The following is a 16,515-nucleotide window of genomic DNA, read 5'->3' as shown; positions in this document are numbered from 1 at the left end:
AACTGTCGGAGTGATGTCGTGAGGATCCTGCACACCTCGGACTGGCACCTGGGGCGGTCGTTCCACCGCGTCCCGATGCTCGACGCCCAGGCCGCGTTCCTCGACCACCTGGTGCGGACCGTGCGGGAACACGAGGCCGACGTGGTCGTCGTGGCGGGCGACGTCTACGACCGGGCCGTACCACCGCTCTCCGCCGTCCAGCTGTTCGACGACGCGCTCCACCGGCTGGCCGACGCCGGTGTGCCGACCGTCATGATCTCCGGGAACCACGACTCCGCCCGCAGGCTCGGCGTCGGCGCGGGACTGATCGCGCGGGCGGGCATCCACCTCCGGACCGATCCGGACGACTGCGCCACCCCGGTCGTGCTGCACGACGCGGGCGGCGACGTGGCGTTCTACGGCCTGCCCTACCTGGAACCCGCCCTCGTCCGCGACAGCCTGGGCGCGTCGAAGGCCGGGCACGAAGCGGTCCTCACGGCGGCCATGGACCGGGTACGGGCCGATCTCGCCACCCGGCAGGACGGCACACGCTCCGTTGTCCTCGCCCACGCCTTCGTGGCGGGCGGCGAACCCAGCGACAGCGAACGCGACATCACCGTCGGCGGTGTCGCGGCCGTCCCCGCGGGAGTCTTCGACGGCGTCGACTACGTGGCCCTCGGCCATCTCCACGGCTGCCAGACGGTCACGGAACGCGTCCGCTATTCGGGCTCGCCGCTCGCGTACTCGTTCTCGGAGCACGCCCACCGCAAGACGATGTGGCTGATCGACCTCGGCCCCGACGGAGCCCTCGGCGCCGAGCGCGTCGACTGCCCCGCCCCGCGCCCGCTCGCCCGGCTCCGGGGACGCCTCGACGCACTGCTCGACGACCCGGCCCTCGAACGGCACCGCGGGTCCTGGGTGGAAGCCACCCTCACCGACCCCGCGCGCCCGGAGGAGCCGATGGCCCGCCTGCTCGAACGGTTCCCGCACACCCTCAGCCTGGTCTTCGAGCCCGAGCGTGCTCCGCAGGACCCCCTCGCGTCGTACGCCCAGCGGCTCAAGGGGCGTGACGACCAGCAGGTGGCGGAGGACTTCGTGGCCCATGTGCGCGGCGGAAGCGGCCCCAGCGCACAGGAGCGGAAGGTGCTGCGCGCCGCCTTCGACGACGTACGGGTCGGCGACGCGATCGACGAGGTGTCCCGTTGAGGCTGCACACCCTCACCCTGACCGCGTTCGGACCCTTCGGTGCCACCCAGGAGGTCGATTTCGACGCACTCTCCTCGGCCGGCATCTTCCTGCTGCACGGCCCGACCGGTGCGGGCAAGACGTCCGTCCTCGACGCCGTCTGCTACGGCCTGTACGGAGCGGTGCCCGGAGCCCGGCAGAGCCCCGGCACCTCGCTGCGCAGCGACCACGCCCCGGTGGATTTGCCGACCGAGGTGCGGCTGGAGCTGACCGTCGGGGGGCGCCGCCTCGAAGTGACCCGGCGGCCCGCGCAGCCCCGCCCCAAGAAGAGGGGCGGCGGCTTCACGACGGAGAAGGCGCAGAGCTGGTTGCGCGAGCACGACCCCGAGCACGGCTGGAAGGCGCTCAGCCGGTCCCACCAGGAGATCGGTGAGGAGATCGGCGGCCTCCTCGGGATGAGCCGGGAGCAGTTCTGCCAGGTGGTGCTGCTGCCGCAGGGCGACTTCGCACGGTTCCTCCGCGCCGACGCGGAGGCACGCGGAAGGCTGCTCGGCAGGCTCTTCGACACCCGTCGCTTCGCGGCCGTCGAGGAACGGCTCGCCGAACAGCGACGGGCGGCCGAAGCCCGGGTCAAGGCCGGGGACGAGCAGGTCCTCGCGCTCGCCCAGCGCATCGCGCAGGCGGCCGGTCCGGCGGCGGACGAGGTGGAGCTGCCCGAGACGCGGCCCGGGGAGCCCGGTCTCGCGGAGGGCGTCCTGCAATGGGCCGCCGTCGCGCGCAGCGGCGCCCTGGAGCGGCTCGACATCGCCCGCTGTGTCCTGGCCGGGGCGGAGGAGCGGAGCGCCGCCGCACGCCGGAGGCTCGAGGCCGAGCGTGAACTCGACCGGCTCCAGCAGCGTTACGAGGAGACCCGCCGTCGTGCCGCCGGGCTGGAGGACCGCCGCGCGGAACGCGACCGCTGCCACGAACAGCTGACCCGCGCGCGCAAGGCGGACCTGGTCGCCCCCGCGCTCGACCTGCGCGACGAGGCCGAGCGGTCCCACCGAGCGGCTGCCGGGGCCCGCGAGCGGTCCTGTGCCGCGCTGCCCCCGGAACTGGCCCAGGCGGGCTTCGAACAGCTCGCCGCGAGAGAACGGGGGCTCCGGGCGGAACTGGGCGGACTCGGCGCGGCACGTCGCGCCGAACGGCGCAGCAGGGAGATCGACGCCGAGCGGGCCGGCCTGGAGAGGCAGTCCCGCTCCGACGACGAACTGATCCTGGAGGCGACGGAATGGCTGGCCGGATGGGACGCCACCCACCGCCGCCTCAGGGAGCACGTCGAGGCGGGACAGGACGCGGCGACCCGCGCGGAGCAACTGGCCGGCCGGCTCGCCCCCGCCCGCAGGAGGCTGGAGGCGGCCCGTCGGCGCGACGCGCTCGCCGCACAGGAGGAGACCGCGGCCGCGACCCTCACCGCCGCGCGTGAGTGTGCCGTGGAAGCGCACGAGACGTGGCTGGCACTCCGGGAGCAGCGGCTGCGCGGCATCGCGGCGGAGCTGGCCGGACGGCTCGTCGACGGCGAGGCCTGCACGGTGTGCGGCTCGGCCGAGCACCCGGAGCCCGCCCGCGCGGAAGCCGGCCATGTGGACCGGGCCACGGAGGAGCAGGCACTCGGTGCGCACCAGCGTGCCGACCGGGCCCGTGCCGACGCGGAGAACGAGCTCGGCGTCCTGCGAGAACGGCTCATGGCGGCGCGGGCGGAGTCGGCGGAGGACCCGGCGGACCCGGCGGCGGACGGACCCGGCGCTTCCGGCGCTCCCGGCACGTCCGGGCCGCCGGACCCGGCCCAGGTCTCCGTCGCCCGGCTCCAGGAGGCCGTCGACCGGTTGACCCGGGACCACGCGGACGCCCACCGCCTGGCCGCGGGAACGCACGCGGCCAGGGAGGCCCTCGCCACCGCCGAGCGTGAGCACCTCGGCCGTGTCGACGACCGGCAGCAGGCGGAACGGCGCGCGGCCGCCCGCACCTCGCAGCGGGAAGCGCTCGACCGTGAGCAGGCCGGGCTGGAGGCCGATCTGGCCACGGCCCGTGGCGCCTGTGCCTCCGTGGCCGAGCACGCCGCGCTGCTCGAACGCCGTGCCGGCCTGCTCGCGGCCGCCTCCGAGGCGCTGCGCGCCGAGCAGGACGCGGCGGAGCGGCTCAAGGAGGCCGACGGCAGGCTCGCCGACGCCGCCTTCCGGGCGGGGTTCGACACCCCGCGGGCAGCCGCCGCGAAGCTCCTCGGCGACACCGCGCAGCGGGAGCTCCAGCACCGTATCGATGCCTGGCAGACGGAGGCCGCGGCGGTCGCCGACCGGCTCGCGGAGGAGGACGCCCGCGCCGCCGCCGAGCGCCCGGCCGCCACGCCCGACGCGGCGCGGACGGCGTACGACCTGGCCGCGAGGGAGCTGAGGGACAGCGCCGCCGTGCACGACGCCGCGCGGGACCGTGGCGCGGAGCTCGGCAGGCTCTCGCGCCGCGCAGAGGACGAGGTGCGCGCCCTGGGGCCACGGCTCCAGGAGTACGAGAGGGTGGCCCGCCTCGCCGGCCTGACCGCGGGCACCTCCGCGGACAACGAGCGCAAGATGCGACTCGAGGCGTACGTCCTGGCCGCCCGCCTCGAACAGGTGGCGGCCGCGGCGACGGCCCGCCTGCAGCGGATGTCGTCGGGCCGCTACACGCTGGTCCACTCCGACGAGCGCAGTGGGGGCCGCAGGGCGGGGCTCGGCCTGCACGTCGTCGACTCCTGGACGGGCCGGGAGCGTGACACGGCCACGCTGTCCGGCGGGGAGACCTTCTTCGCCTCGCTCGCCCTGGCCCTCGGCCTCGCCGACGTGGTGACGGACGAGGCGGGCGGTGTACGGCTGGACACGCTCTTCATCGACGAGGGCTTCGGCAGCCTGGACGACCAGACGCTGGACGAGGTCCTCGACGTCCTCGACTCGCTGCGCGAACGCGACCGCAGCGTCGGCATCGTCAGCCACGTGGCCGACCTGCGCCGGCGCATCCCCGCCCAGCTCGAAGTGGTGAAGGAACGGCACGGATCGGCGGTGGTCCACCGGGCGGCCGGCACGCTCAGCGGCTGACCGCCCGACGGGGGAGGGGCGAGGAGTAGACGACGCTGGTGGTCACGGAACCGAGGGCGCCGATCCTCCCCGTGACCTCCTCCAGATGACGCATCGACCTGGCGTTCACCTTCAGGACGAAACAGTCGTCGCCGGTCACATGGTGGGCCTCCACGATCTCGGGCGTCGTGTCGGTCAGGTCGTGGAACGGCTTGTAGTTGCCGTTCGGATAGCGCAGCCGCACGAGGGCGAGGATCGGCAGCCCCAGCCGCTCCGGGTCCACCACCGCGGCGTACCCGCTGATCACCCCCGCCTCCTCGAGGCGGCGTACCCGCTCGGTGACGGCGCTCGGGGACATCGCCACGGCGCGGGCCAGCTCGGCGAAGGTCGCACGTCCGTCGCGCTGGAGGACATCGAGGATGCGCCAGTCCGTGGCGTCCGGGGAATACTCGGTCATGGGGTCACACAACAGGGGAAGCCCCCTGCCGATCAAGCGATGTGCCGGGGATCACTCCTTCTGGCGAGGGGGAGTCGACCGTAGATTTCTGGTCATGAACTCACAGAACGTCATCACGGCCAACTCGGTCCTCCGGGTGCCGCCCGCCCCTCCCGCAGCCGCCGCGGCGTACTTCGCTGCCTCACTCGCCGTCCACGCGGACGTGTCCGACGTGGCGGCTGCCCTGGAGGCCGACGGCGACCCCGGGTTCGTCGTGCTGGACTCCCGGTCCACCGCGTCCTGGGACCAGGGGCACGTCCCCGGTGCGGTGCACCTGCCGACCGCCCTCATCGCGGAGCAGGCGGCCGGACTCCTCGACCCGGCCCTGCCCGTGGTCACCTACTGCTGGGGGCCGGGATGCAACGGAGCGACCCGGGCCGCCCTGGCGCTCGCCGAACTCGGCTATCAGGTCAAGGAGATGCTCGGCGGATTCGAGTACTGGGTGCGGGAGGGGTTCGCCTTCGAGACCTGGGAGGGGCCCGCCCGGCGCACCGCCGACCCGCTCACGGTGCCCGCCGGCACCGACGACTGCGGCTGCTGAGCCCGGTCCGGTCCCGGTCCACGCGTCCGGGGCACGTCGTCGAAGAGCGTGGCGAAGGGCATCAGGTGCCGGGGCCGACCGCGTTCAGGATCGGCTCCTCAGCAGCGCGGCGAACAGGTCCTCGCCGTCGTCTCCGTCGGGCAGGCCGCTGACCTGGCCGTCCCCGACCTCCACCACCCGCCACTCCCCGTCCTCCCGGAGCGCCATGTCGGTGGTCACCCATCGGCAGCCGAGGGCGCGCACGGCCACGCCGACGGTGCCGAGTCCGGGCGCCGGGAGCCGGCCGGGCGTGTCCGGATGGGCGGTCACCCGCACGGCCTCGCCGCCCACCCACCACACCCGTGCCTCACCGCCCGGCACGAACCGCTCGTACGCGCGCAGCACCAGCCCGCCGTCCAGGAAGTCCCCCTGCAGTTCGACGAACCGGCCGACGACGTCCGCGAGACGGCCGGAGTCCCCGAGGTCCGGCACGAAGCACGCCTCGTGCCACTCGTGCTTACGGGACTTCACGTAGTCCTTGACGATGCCGGGCCCCGACCCGAGAACCGAGGCGAGGCCGACCGGGACGGCGGGATCCGGGAGGGCCGCTCCGGACGGCACGTCCCGCCAGACGCTGCGCGGGGTGAGACCGGCGAACGTCTCGTACCAACCGGGGAGTTCGTGCGCCGTGCGGTACGCGGAGGCATCGGTGAGGAGGGAGCAGCCACGGGCGAGGAGGGCCTGCTCCAGGTCCTCGTAGCGGGCGGACGGGATCATCCAGCCCCGGTACCAGTACGGCCCCGAGTCCCGCGCGGCCCGGCCGACGGCCGTCTCGGCGTCCCCGGCCAGCAGCGCGTCGTGGTCGACCAGGACGATCCGCGCGCCGGCCCGCCGGGCGGCGGCCGCCTCCTGGGCGAACTGGGGATCCGGTTGCCGCGGCCGCAGCGGGTCCTGGCAGAACAGGAATCCGGGGTCAGTCATGCGGAGTTCGTCCTTCGGGCCGCGGGAGGGGAAGAGGATGGCGCGGTGCCGGGGCGCGCGTCCGCGCACGCCCCGGCACCGACGGCATCAGAGCTTGGACAGCTCGTCCACCAGGTCGTCCAGACCGAGCGACCCCTGCGACAGGGCCGCCATGTGCCAGGCCTTCAGGTCGAACGCGTCGCCGTGCGCCTTCCGGGCGTTCTCCCGGCCCAGCAGCCAGGCACGCTCGCCCAGCTTGTAGCCGATGGCCTGGCCCGGCATCGACAGATAGCGGGTCAGCTCGCTCTCCACGAAGTCGGCCGGCCGGCCGCTGTGGCTGCCGAAGAACTCCTGGGCCAGGTCCGGCGTCCAGCGCTCGCCCGGATGGAACGGCGAGTCCGCCGGGATCTCCAGCTCCAGGTGCATGCCGATGTCCACGATCACCCGGCAGGCACGCATCATCTGCGCGTCCAGGTAACCGATCCGGCGCTCGGCGTCGGGCAGGAAGCCCAGCTCGTCCATGAGCCGCTCCGCGTACAGCGCCCAGCCCTCGGCATTGGCGCTGACGTGGCCGATCGACGCCTGGTACCGGGAGAGGCTGTCCGCCACGTGGGTCCACTGCGCGATCTGCAGATGGTGGCCCGGCACCCCCTCGTGGTACCAGGTGGACACCAGGTCGTACACCGGGAAACGGGTCTCGCCCATGGTGGGCAGCCAGGTACGGCCGGGGCGCGAGAAGTCCTCGGAGGGGCCGGAGTAGTACGGAGCGGCGGCACCGCCCGGGGGAGCGATCCGGGACTCCACCTTCCGTACCCGCTCGGCGAGCGCGAAGTGGGTGCCGTCGAGCGCCTCGATGGCTTCGTCCATCAGGCTCTGCAGCCACACCCGTACCTCCTCCACGCCCTCGATGTGCTTGCCGTGCACATCGAGGTGGGCGAGCGCCTCCCAGGGGCCCGCACCAGGAAGGACCTTGTCGGCCTCGGTCTTCATCTCGGCCAGCAGCCGGTGGTATTCGGACCAGCCGTAGGCGTACGCCTCGTCGAGATCCAGGTCCGTGCCGTTGAACTGGCGGGCCCAGCGGGCGTAGCGCTCGCGGCCCACGGTGTCGGGGGCGCCCTCGATCGCGGGGGCGTACACCTCCCTCATCCAGTCCCTCAGCGTGACCAGGGCCGCGGCGGCCTGCCCGGCCGCCTCGCCCAGCTCCGTGCGCAGTGCCGCGGGCCCACCGGCCGCGAAGTCCTGGAAGAATCCGGGGCCTTCGCCCTCCCCGGCCCAGGTGCCCAGCTGTCCGATGAACGTCGCGGCCGGGCGCGGACCGCCGTACAGCTTGCGCTCCAGACCGAGCGCGAGCGAGGCGCGATACCCCTCCAGCGCGGCCGGAACCGCGCGCAGGCGGTCCACGACGGCGGCCCAGTCCTCGTCCGTCGCCGTCGGCGTCGCCGAGAACACGTCACGGAGACTGTGCGCCGGGGAGTGGATGTTGGAGACGGCCCGCAGCCCCTCCTCGGCCTCGTGGACGGCGAGTTCGGCGTTCAGGCGTTCCCGCAGCAGTCGCGCGCAACGCCTTTCCTCGTCGGTGTCCGCACCCGGTACCCGCTCCGCGGCGTCGAGTTCGACGAGCGTCCTGCGGATGAGGCCGGCCACGGCCTCCTGACCTGCGGGCGAGAAATCGGGCAGCCGGCGAGAGCTTTCCGCGACACCGAGATAGGTACCGGTGATCGGGTCGAGTTCGATGTATGCGTCGACGTAGGCGTCGGCGACCTGGCGCGGCAGTGCGCTGCTCGATGTGTCTGACATGTGGACATCCTCGTACGGCGGAGGCCCTCACGTCACGGGGAAAAGGCTTTCTCCCCGGGGGAGAGGCTCAAGAAGCCGAGGGGCCGGGGCGGGCGTCCGGGGTGTCGGCGGGCTGCCGCGCGCCCGTCGTGGGCGGCATCAGCGGGCCGCACTCCCACTGCTGGAAGATCAGCCGGGTCTCGACGCGTGCCACCTCGCGGCGTGAGGTGAACTCGTCGAGCACCAGACGCTGCAGATCGGTCGGGTCACCGACGGCCACATGAACCAGGTAGTCGTCGGGCCCGGTGAGATGGAAGAACGCCCGCGACTCCGGCAGCGCCCTGATCCGTTCGACGAAGGGCCCGATGAGTTCCCTGCGGTGCGGCCGGACCTGCACCAGCAGCAGCGCCTCCAGGCCGCGGCCGAGCCGTGCCGGATCGAGCCGGAGCCGGTGCCCGAGGATCACGCCCGAGCGACGCAGCCGTGCCACGCGGTCCAGGCAGGTGGACGGTGCCACTCCGACTTCGGCGGCGAGCTCCCGGTACGTCGTCCGGGCATCGTTCTGCAGGAGGCGCAGAATATGCAGGTCGACCGGATCCAGTGCGACTGATTCAGGCATCGCGCGAACGTAGCACGGGACACGGGCGCCTCCGGCCGGTCACTGTTCAGTCTGGTGACATGGACACCGAAGCCTCCTCGCTGACATCCCAGCCCTCCTTCCGGTCCAGGGCCCTCGCCACCGAAGCCGTGCACGCCGGACGCGACGATCTCGCCTCTCTCGGTCTGCACGCCGCCCCGATCGACCTGTCCACCACCTACCCCTCGTACGACTCCCGGGGCGAGGCCGCGCGCATCGACGCCTTCGCCGCCACGGGGGCCAGGCCCGACGGCCCGCCCGTGTACGCACGGCTGGACAACCCGACGACCGCCCGCTTCGAGACGGCGCTGGCCCGGCTGGAGGGGGCCGGGAGCGCGGTGGCCTTCGCCAGCGGAATGGCGGCGTTCACCGCTGTCCTGCTGGCCCGCGCGAGCCTGGGGCTGCGCCACGTGGTCGCGGTGCGCCCCCTCTACGGCTGCAGCGACCACCTCCTGGGCGCCGGCCTGCTGGGCACCGAGGTGACGTGGACGGACCCGGCGGGCATCGCCGACGCGATCCGCCCGGACACGGGGCTGGTGATGGTCGAGACGCCCGCCAACCCGACACTGGCCGAGCTCGACATCAGGGCTGTGGCGCACTCCTGCGGTGCGGTACCCCTCCTCGTCGACAACACCTTCGCCACGCCCGTGCTCCAGCGGCCTCTCGAACACGGCGCGCGGATCGTCCTGCACAGCGCCACCAAGTACCTGGGCGGGCACGGCGATGTGATGGGCGGTGTCGTCGCCTGCGACGAGGAGTTCGCCGCGACCCTGCGGCAGGTGCGGTTCGCCACAGGGGGTGTGCTGCACCCGATGGCCGGCTACCTGCTGCTGCGCGGGCTGTCCACCCTGCCGGTACGCATCAGGGCCGCGTCCTCGTCCGCCGCGGAACTGGCCCGCAGGCTCTCGGCCGACCCCCGGGTCGCGCGGGTGCACTACCCGGAGATCGGCGGCGCCATGGTGTCGTTCGAGGTGTTCGGCGACCCCCACCGGATCATCGCCGGGGTCCGGCTGATCACCCCGGCCGTGAGTCTCGGCAGCGTGGACACGCTCATCCAGCATCCGGCCTCCATCAGCCACCGCATCGTGGGTGAGGGAGACCGGAGGGCCGCGGGTGTCGGCGACCGACTGCTGCGCATGTCGGTCGGTCTGGAGGACGTCGAGGACCTCTGGGCCGATCTCTGTCAGGCGCTCAGCGACCGAAGCGCTGTTCCGCCGGTGCGGTCCGGGGCAGCGGCCGGGACGTCGACGGCGCGCCCTACGGGGTCGCCGACTCCGTCGTCGTCGGCCGGTCGGACTGCCGGGCGGGTGCAGGGGCCAGCCGCGCCGTGATGACCAGGGTGCCTTCCTCGATCTGGTAGTCGAGGGGCAGCGAGAGCGCCCGCATGGCGGCCACCATCCCGGTGTTGTGGGCCTGCGTCACGGCGTACACGCTCTCGCAGCCCGCCTCGACGGCCAGGGCGACCAGTCGGCCGAGGAGTTCGGAACCGATACCGCGGCGCTGCCAGTCGTCCTCGACGAGGAGCGCCACCTCGGTCTCGTCCCCGTCCCAGAGCAGGTGGCCGAGGGCCACCATCCGGCCGGAGGCCGTCTGCACGGCGAGCGTGCGGCCGAACCGGGGGCTCAGCAGGTGGTCCAGATACCGGTCGGCGTCACGGACCGGACCGTGGTACCGCAGGCCGAGGGTGCGCTCGGAGCAGCGGCCGTGCAGGGCGAGGGCCGCGTCGAGGTCGTCACGGTCCGCACGGCGCACGGTGATCTCGTTGCCCTCGGGCAGGGTGAGGACGTCCTCGCTGCGCGGCACGCGCGGGCCGAGCCGGGCGTCCAGCTCGACGAGGGCCCGGGCACGGGCGAACTCGGTGGGTGTGAAGGCGAGGTAGGGGCGCTCGACGGTGATGACACCGCCCGACGGATCGCGCAGCCGCATCACCGTGTCCTCGAGGACGCCTTCCACCGGTGCGCTCTCCCCGGTGGGGCGTCCGGTGATCGACAGGGCGGGCAGCGAGTGGATGGTGCACCGGCCCAGGAGCTGGCGCAGCGCCAGGGGGAGTTCGGCGGCGTCCAGCGCGGTGCGCGTGGCGAGGCCGAGGACCCGAGTGGGTGTGTCCACCAGGTCGTGCGCGTCCGCGCGCTCGATCCAGGTGGAGGATCCGCCGGCGGCGGAGATCTCCCGGGTGAGCTGCTGGGCCGGCAGCGCCGCGGGAGCGCGCAGCAGGAACTCGTCGACGGTGCCCTCGGCCAGCGGGTGGGTCTGCAGGGTGAGGATGTCCACGCGGTGACGGGCGAGAGCGGTGCAGAGAGCCGCCAGGGTTCCAGGGGCGTCCCGCACGGTCGTCCGCATCCGCCAGAGCACGGTTTCGACGGCCGCGTCGGCATCGGCGTCCGCCTCGGTGGCGGGGAGCCCCGGACCGGCGCCGATGCCGGTATCGGGGCTCGGGGGCGGTGCGTGACTGTGCCGGCGTGCCCACCAGGTGTGGAACGCGGCCGTGGCGGCCAGGGCCACGGCCGAGGCGATGAGCAGATAGGGGCCGTCCGGCTGGTGCCCGATCAGGTTGGCGATCGCGTCGGCCACGGCGACGGCGGTGAAGAGGGCGGCCAGCTCGATCAGGTCCCGCCGCCAGTGGTGCGGACGGCGGGCACTCTTCGTGGATGTCACATCAGTCATGCATTCACTGTGACCGAACGGTGTTGCCTGGTCACGAACGCATTGTGACTGATGGGTTACGTGTGGATCTGATCGCCTTCCGCACCTTTCCTGTCCTCGTGCTGTGCTGCTCTGGCTGCTCTGGTGCTCTCGTGCCGAGGGGTACGCCCGGCGCGACGGCGAACGGCGTCCGCTCACTGCTCGATGCGTCCCGGCTGCAGCACCTTGCTGAACAGGACCGCCCCGCCCTGCGCCCGGAGTCGCACGGTCAGCTCCCCGCTCCCGCCGTCGATGTCGACCTCTCCGAAGAACTGCGGGGACTCCATGGGGGAGACGTTCGCCCTGCCCGGTGCCCGGACGAAGACCCGCTCGGGGCCGAACGTCGCGTCCAGCGCGTTGGCGGGGAAACCACCGGCCGCCAGCGGCCCCGAGACGAACTCCCAGAACGGCGCGAAGTCCTTGAAGGCAGCCCGCTCGGGCGAGTAGTGCTGTGCGGAGGTGTAGTGCACGTCGGCCGTCAGCCAGACGGTACCGGTGATACGCCGGTGCTTGATGTGACGCAGCAGCTCGGCGATCTGCAGCTCCCGGCCCAGCGGTGCGCCCGGGTCGCCCTGCGCGACCGCCTCGAAGTCCGTGGCCCCGTCCGGGACCACCAGCCCCAGCGGCATGTCGGCGGCGATCACCTTCCACACCGCACGCGACCGCGACAGCTCGCTCTTGAGCCAGCCCAGCTGCTCCGCGCCGAGGATGCCCGTGGTGTCGTCGGGCTGCCGGCCGGGCGAGTTGGCGTTGCGGAACGACCGCATGTCCAGCACGAACACGTCGAGCAGCGGGCCGTGCCGCACGACGCGGTGCATCCGCCGTTCGCCCGGCGACGCCCGCAGGGTGGGTACGGGGAAGTACTCGCGGAACGCCCGCATCGAGCGGGCGGCGAGGAGGTCCACGTTCTTCTCGGTGTAGCGCGCGTCGTCGAGGATCTGCCCGGGATACCAGTTGTTGCGCACCTCGTGGTCGTCCCACTGGACGATCCCGGGCACCTGCGCGTTGAACGCCCGCAGATTGTCGTCGAGCAGGTTGTAGCGGAAGTTCCCTCGGTACTCGTCCAGGGTCTCGGCGACCTTCGACTTCTCCGGGGTCGTGATGTTGCGCCAGATCCTGCCGTCGGGCAGCGTCACGCTGGGCTCGAGAACCCCGTCCGCGTAGATGTTGTCGCCACTGCACAGGAAGAAGTCCGGATCCAGGCGGCGCATCTCGTCGTAGACCCGGTAGCCGCCGATGTCGGGGTTGATGCCCCAGCCCTGTCCGGCGATGTCGCCCGACCAGAGGAACCGCACCCCGTCCCGGCGGTCGGCGGGGGCGGTGCGGAAGGTGCCGTACACCGGCTTTCCCGTGCGCCGGGGATCGTGCGGGTCGGCGAGCGTGACGCGGTAGTGGACCTGCCGGCCGGCCGGCAGCCCGTGCAGCGGGGTCGTCCCGGTGAAGTCGGTGCCGGGCCCGATCAGCGGGCCGTGCCAGGTCCGGGCGCGGCGGAAGGACTCGGTCGCGGACGTCTCGACCACCATCCGGGCCGGGCGGTCCGAGCGCACCCACACCAGCGCGGACGACGCCGTCACGTCACCTGCCTGGACCCCCCACGACGCGCTCGGGCGGCCGGACAGCGCCAGCGCGGGTGCCGTGGCGAACACCGCGGGGGCGGCGACCGCGGCCGAGGCGATGAGCGAGCCGCGCAGGACGGAGCGGCGGCCCGGGGCCGGGACGAGGGGACGGTTCGACATCGATGCGCCTCCAGGGCGGCGAGCGGGGCTGCCGGAACAGCGGATCCGTACAGGCAGGTTGCGGACCCCATACCTAGTCCCCGGCGGCAGCCGGTTCCCGAACCGCAGATGAACAACCGGGTCCGCCGGCCCCTACGCCCGGCCCGCCCGGCCCCTCCGGACCGCCTCGGCCAGCAGGCGGACGCCGGCTTCGACCGCGGTGGGAGCCAGATGCGCGTATCCGAGCACCAGGCGGACCGAGCCGTCGTCCGTACCGTCCCCACTGTCCGCCCTGTCCGCACCGGTCGCCGCGCAGTCGCTCAGCGGACGCAGTGCGATGTCGGCGGCGGCCGCACGCCGCAGCAACTCGTCCTGCGGGCCGAACCGTTCCGGCAGTCGGGCGATGATGTGCAGGCCCGCGGAGATCCCGCTGACCTCCGTCCCCGGGAAGTGCGTGGCCAGGGCTTCTGTCATGGCGTCCCGGCGCTCCCTGTAGGCGCGCTGGCAGCGGCGGAGCTGCCGGTCGTAGGCGCCGCCGGCGACGAAGTCCGCCAGGACCGCCTGGTCGACCGACGGATTGCCGAGGTCCATGGTGCGTTTGCGGGCGACGATCTCGTCGGTCATCGACGCCGGGGCGATCAGCCAGCCGAGCCGGAGGCCGGGGGCCAGGGACTTGCTGACCGAGCCGGTGTACACGACGTGCTCCGGGTCCAGCCCCTGCAGAGCCCCGACCGGCGCCCGGTCGTACCGGAAATCGCCGTCGTAGTCGTCCTCCATGATCACTCCTGAGGTGGCGCGCGCCCAGTCGAGCAGGGCCGCGCGCCGATCCGCGGAGTACGCGATGCCGGTGGGGAACTGATGGGCAGGGGTCGTGACCACGGCGCGCACGCCGGAGCGCACCAGCGGCCCGACCGCCAGGCCCTCGTCGTCGAGCGGCAGGCCGATCGTCGTCAGGCCGGTGGAGGCGAACAGCGAGGCGTGCTCGGGGCTCCCGGGGTCCTCGGTCCCCACCGTCGTCGCACCTCGTCCGCGCAGGACGAAGCCGAGCAGGGTCGTCGCCTGGGCCACGCCCGAGCACACCACCACCCGCTCCGGATCGGCCACCACACCACGTCGGCGGGCAAGCAGGGAGGCCAGCGCCACACGAAGCTCGGGCAGGCCGCGCGGATCCGGGTAGCCGAGGGCACTGTGCGGCAGCCGGTCCAGGACGGTGCGATGAGCCGCCGCCCAGGCACTCCGTGGGAAGAGCGCGAGATCAGGGGTGCCCGGGCGGAAGTCCACGCGTGCGCCGGGCGCGCGGGGTGACAGATCCCGCACCGTCCGGGCGGCGGGCCGTACCGTTCCGCTCACCCAGGTGCCCGCGCCCCGGCCGGAACGGAGATAACTCTCCGCCGTCAACTGCTCGTACGCCTCGGTCACCAGGCCGCGGGAGACCCCGAGATCGGCGGCGAGCTCACGACTGGCCGGCAGCCGTGTACCGGCCGCCAGACGGCCCGAGCGCACGGCTTCGCGCAGAGCCGACTGCAGGGCGCGGCCCCGCCCGCGGGCCGGGGCGGAGGCGGCGGGAAGCAGCAGTTCCCAGGCGGCGGAAGCACTCGACTCGCCTTCCATGGAGGCAGGTCCTGGCGCGTGATTGGTCCCGGAAGACGTCATGGAAGTGGACCTTAAACCGGACCGCGGCGGAATCTAGCGTCGCCCTCATGAACACGACTCCCCTGCGCGGGGCCCTGCTCGCGGCCTTCGCCTGCATGCTCGTCGGCGCCTCCTTCACGGCGAACAGCGTCCTCGGCGACTACCCGTACGCGGGCGGCCAGGCACTGCGGTACGGTCTCGCCGCCCTGCTCCTCCTGCCGCTCCTGCGCCGGGGCGGCGGCCCGGCGCCCACCGTCGCCCTGGCGATGCTCACCCGGCGGCAGTGGGTGCGTCTCGGGGCTCTCGCCGCTGTCGGAATGGTCGGCTTCAACCTCGCGGTCCTGGCAGCGGAACGGACGGCGGAACCCGCGGTGCCCGGGGTACTCGTCGGCTGTGCGCCCATCGTGGTCGGCGTCCTCGTCCCCGCCCTGGAACGGCGCCGTCCCACCCGGGCGGTCCTCTGCTCGGCGGGCCTCGTGGCCGTCGGGGCGTTCACCGTCCAGGGCTGGGGCAGGACCGACCTGGCGGGAATGCTGTTCTCGGTGGGCGCGCTGGGCGGGGAGGTCGGCTTCGCGGTCCTCGCCGTGCCGCTGCTGCGCCGGCTGGGACCGAAGCTGCTGTCGGCCGCCGTGTGCGCAGCCGCAGCCGGGGAGTCGGTGGTGCTCGGCGTCCTGCTCGACGGCGGGGGCTTTCTGAGGGTGCCCACTCCGGTGGAGACGCTCGCGCTGCTCTGGCAGGCGGTGGTGGTCACCGTCATCGGCTTCGTCTGCTGGTACAGCGGAATGCGGCGCATCGGTGCCGAACGCGCCACGCTCTTCTCCGGGCTGATCCCCGTGTCCGCCGCGCTGACGGCACCACTGGTCGGCACGGGGACGTACGGCGTGGGGCAGGGAGCGGGGAGCCTCCTGGTGGGCCTGGGGGTCGCGCTGGGCTCGGGTCTCCTGAGCCGCGGCGGGACCGGGTCGTCAGCGGCTCGTGTCGAGGATGACCCGCGCCACGGCGGCCGGGTCGTCGTTCATCGGGACGTGGCCGCAGCCCGGAAGGCGGACGAGCCGGGCACCCGGGATCACCTGCTTGGCCCTGACGCCCTGCCGGCGCAGGAGAAGGCGGTCCTTGACGCCCCACGCGACAGTGACGGGGATGTCCGGCACGTCGTCGGTGAACGCGACGGTCAAACCCGCTTCGAGAGTCTGACGGAAGCCGGTGGCCTCGCGCAGGGCGACGGTCTCGGACACCACCGCATCGGGCGAACGGCGGCCGGGGCGGGCGTAGATGGTGCTGGTCAACGCGGTGCGGCCGGGTGAGCTCTTCGCGAGCTGTTCGATCAGCGGCATCGGCATCGAGAGTGCGGCCCCGCGCATCGCCCGCAGCACTCCGAACGCGTACCGGCGCTCGCTCGGCGTCCAGAAGCCCGCGGGGGACAGAGTTGTCACCGAACGCACCCGCTTCTCGCGGCCCAGCTCCAGGGCCAGCAGGCCTCCCAAGGAGTTCCCGGCCACATGCGGGCGCTCCACACCGAGTGTGTCGAAGAGCGAGCCGAGGACCGGGGCCATGGTTCCGATGCCGTACGTGAGCCCGTCCGGCAGCGCGGGCGAAGCCCCGAAACCGGGCAGGTCGACGGCTATGACATCTCGCTCCGCCGCCAGGATGCGCAGCACCGGGTCCCAGGCCTGATGGTGATGGCCGATGCCGTGCAGCAGCACCAACGGTGCACCGCGGCCTGTCCGTTCGTAGGCCACTTCGACCTGACGGGGGCCCGCGGGGGAGTCGACTGCGAACGAGACCGTGGTGGCCATGCTGCTCCTCGGGACGGACCTGGCGGACTGGGCGTTGCTCAATGAGACGGGTCG

General features: G+C 73.2%; 12 protein-coding genes and 1 pseudogene. 5 read left to right on the top strand and 8 right to left on the bottom strand.

All coding sequences use genetic code 11. The features are described from left to right. The first annotated feature begins 18 nt into the window (after window positions 1–18). Entirely contained in the window at window positions 19–1,185 is a 1,167-nt protein-coding gene (locus tag OG488_RS05200) for an exonuclease SbcCD subunit D (protein WP_329226348.1), read from the top strand. Further along, window positions 1,182–4,268 carry an SMC family ATPase gene (locus OG488_RS05195; RefSeq protein ID WP_329226347.1) on the top strand — a complete coding sequence of 1,029 codons (3,087 nt, stop codon included), beginning with the start codon at window positions 1,182–1,184 and terminating at the stop codon, window positions 4,266–4,268. Before OG488_RS05200 ends, OG488_RS05195 begins: the two co-directional genes overlap by 4 nt. On the opposite strand, the gene OG488_RS05190 is transcribed toward OG488_RS05195, so the two are convergent. Further along, window positions 4,258–4,704, bottom strand: coding sequence for an Lrp/AsnC family transcriptional regulator (locus OG488_RS05190; RefSeq protein WP_329226345.1), 447 nt, complete (start codon window positions 4,702–4,704; stop codon window positions 4,258–4,260). The two genes, OG488_RS05195 and OG488_RS05190, sit on opposite strands and share 11 nt — an antisense overlap. 94 nt (window positions 4,705–4,798) lie before the next feature. Here OG488_RS05190 and OG488_RS05185 point away from each other — a divergent pair, with 94 nt between their 5' ends. Beyond that, window positions 4,799–5,284, top strand: a complete 486-nt coding sequence (locus OG488_RS05185) for a rhodanese-like domain-containing protein (protein WP_329226344.1) — start codon at window positions 4,799–4,801, stop codon at window positions 5,282–5,284. An 84-nt stretch (window positions 5,285–5,368) separates the two neighbouring features. Here OG488_RS05185 and OG488_RS05180 read toward each other — a convergent pair whose 3' ends face one another. The 3 genes from OG488_RS05180 to OG488_RS05170 form a co-directional block, all read right to left on the bottom strand. Beyond that, window positions 5,369–6,244: an ATP-grasp domain-containing protein gene (locus tag OG488_RS05180; protein WP_329226342.1), complete on the bottom strand. Its 876-nt coding sequence runs from the start codon at window positions 6,242–6,244 to the stop codon at window positions 5,369–5,371. An 87-nt stretch (window positions 6,245–6,331) separates the two neighbouring features. Then, window positions 6,332–8,020 carry a DUF885 domain-containing protein gene (locus OG488_RS05175; protein WP_329226341.1) on the bottom strand — a complete coding sequence of 563 codons (1,689 nt, stop codon included), beginning with the start codon at window positions 8,018–8,020 and terminating at the stop codon, window positions 6,332–6,334. A 67-nt stretch (window positions 8,021–8,087) separates the two neighbouring features. Continuing rightward, window positions 8,088–8,618 (bottom strand): Lrp/AsnC family transcriptional regulator, encoded by a 531-nt coding sequence (locus tag OG488_RS05170; protein ID WP_329226339.1) that lies wholly within the window; start codon window positions 8,616–8,618, stop codon window positions 8,088–8,090. 59 nt (window positions 8,619–8,677) lie between these two features. Between OG488_RS05170 and OG488_RS05165 the strand changes: the two genes are divergently transcribed. Then, window positions 8,678–9,967 carry a trans-sulfuration enzyme family protein gene (locus OG488_RS05165; protein ID WP_329226337.1) on the top strand — a complete coding sequence of 430 codons (1,290 nt, stop codon included), beginning with the start codon at window positions 8,678–8,680 and terminating at the stop codon, window positions 9,965–9,967. On the opposite strand, the gene OG488_RS05160 is transcribed toward OG488_RS05165, so the two are convergent. From OG488_RS05160 to pdxR, 3 genes are all read right to left on the bottom strand, one after another. After that, window positions 9,894–11,291, bottom strand: a complete 1,398-nt coding sequence (locus OG488_RS05160; RefSeq protein ID WP_329238442.1) for a GNAT family N-acetyltransferase — start codon at window positions 11,289–11,291, stop codon at window positions 9,894–9,896. The two genes, OG488_RS05165 and OG488_RS05160, sit on opposite strands and share 74 nt — an antisense overlap. 182 nt (window positions 11,292–11,473) lie before the next feature. After that, window positions 11,474–13,054: an alkaline phosphatase D family protein gene (locus OG488_RS05155; RefSeq protein WP_329226335.1), complete on the bottom strand. Its 1,581-nt coding sequence runs from the start codon at window positions 13,052–13,054 to the stop codon at window positions 11,474–11,476. Between the two features lie 132 nt (window positions 13,055–13,186). Then, window positions 13,187–14,686: a MocR-like pyridoxine biosynthesis transcription factor PdxR gene (gene pdxR, locus OG488_RS05150; RefSeq protein WP_329226333.1), complete on the bottom strand. Its 1,500-nt coding sequence runs from the start codon at window positions 14,684–14,686 to the stop codon at window positions 13,187–13,189. A 47-nt stretch (window positions 14,687–14,733) separates the two neighbouring features. Between pdxR and OG488_RS05145 the strand changes: the two are divergent. Continuing rightward, a pseudogene (locus OG488_RS05145) lies at window positions 14,734–15,582 on the top strand (DMT family transporter); the annotation flags it as partial. A gap of 48 nt (window positions 15,583–15,630) precedes the next feature. On the opposite strand, the gene OG488_RS05140 reads toward OG488_RS05145, so the two are convergent. Beyond that, window positions 15,631–16,461 (bottom strand): alpha/beta fold hydrolase, encoded by an 831-nt coding sequence (locus tag OG488_RS05140; protein WP_329226331.1) that lies wholly within the window; start codon window positions 16,459–16,461, stop codon window positions 15,631–15,633. Window positions 16,462–16,515: the final 54 nt, after the last annotated feature.

This window comes from Streptomyces sp. NBC_01460 (genome assembly GCF_036227405.1).
Classification (GTDB): Bacteria; Actinomycetota; Actinomycetes; order Streptomycetales; family Streptomycetaceae; genus Streptomyces.
Note: the sequence above shows the minus strand (reverse complement) of the source record. Positions and strands in the feature narration are given on the sequence as shown.

Excerpts from the sequence above, each read along its gene's own strand:
- OG488_RS05190 (WP_329226345.1), bottom strand. The coding sequence starts at position 4,704 with ATGACCGAGTATTCCCCGGACGCCACGGACTGGCGCATCCTCGATGTC.
- OG488_RS05185 (WP_329226344.1), top strand. The coding sequence starts at position 4,799 with ATGAACTCACAGAACGTCATCACGGCCAACTCGGTCCTCCGGGTGCCG.
- OG488_RS05180 (WP_329226342.1), bottom strand. The coding sequence starts at position 6,244 with ATGACTGACCCCGGATTCCTGTTCTGCCAGGACCCGCTGCGGCCGCGG.
- OG488_RS05175 (WP_329226341.1), bottom strand. The coding sequence starts at position 8,020 with ATGTCAGACACATCGAGCAGCGCACTGCCGCGCCAGGTCGCCGACGCC.
- OG488_RS05170 (WP_329226339.1), bottom strand. The coding sequence starts at position 8,618 with ATGCCTGAATCAGTCGCACTGGATCCGGTCGACCTGCATATTCTGCGC.
- OG488_RS05165 (WP_329226337.1), top strand. The coding sequence starts at position 8,678 with ATGGACACCGAAGCCTCCTCGCTGACATCCCAGCCCTCCTTCCGGTCC.
- OG488_RS05155 (WP_329226335.1), bottom strand. The coding sequence starts at position 13,054 with ATGTCGAACCGTCCCCTCGTCCCGGCCCCGGGCCGCCGCTCCGTCCTG.
- pdxR (WP_329226333.1), bottom strand. The coding sequence starts at position 14,686 with ATGACGTCTTCCGGGACCAATCACGCGCCAGGACCTGCCTCCATGGAA.
- OG488_RS05140 (WP_329226331.1), bottom strand. The coding sequence starts at position 16,461 with ATGGCCACCACGGTCTCGTTCGCAGTCGACTCCCCCGCGGGCCCCCGT.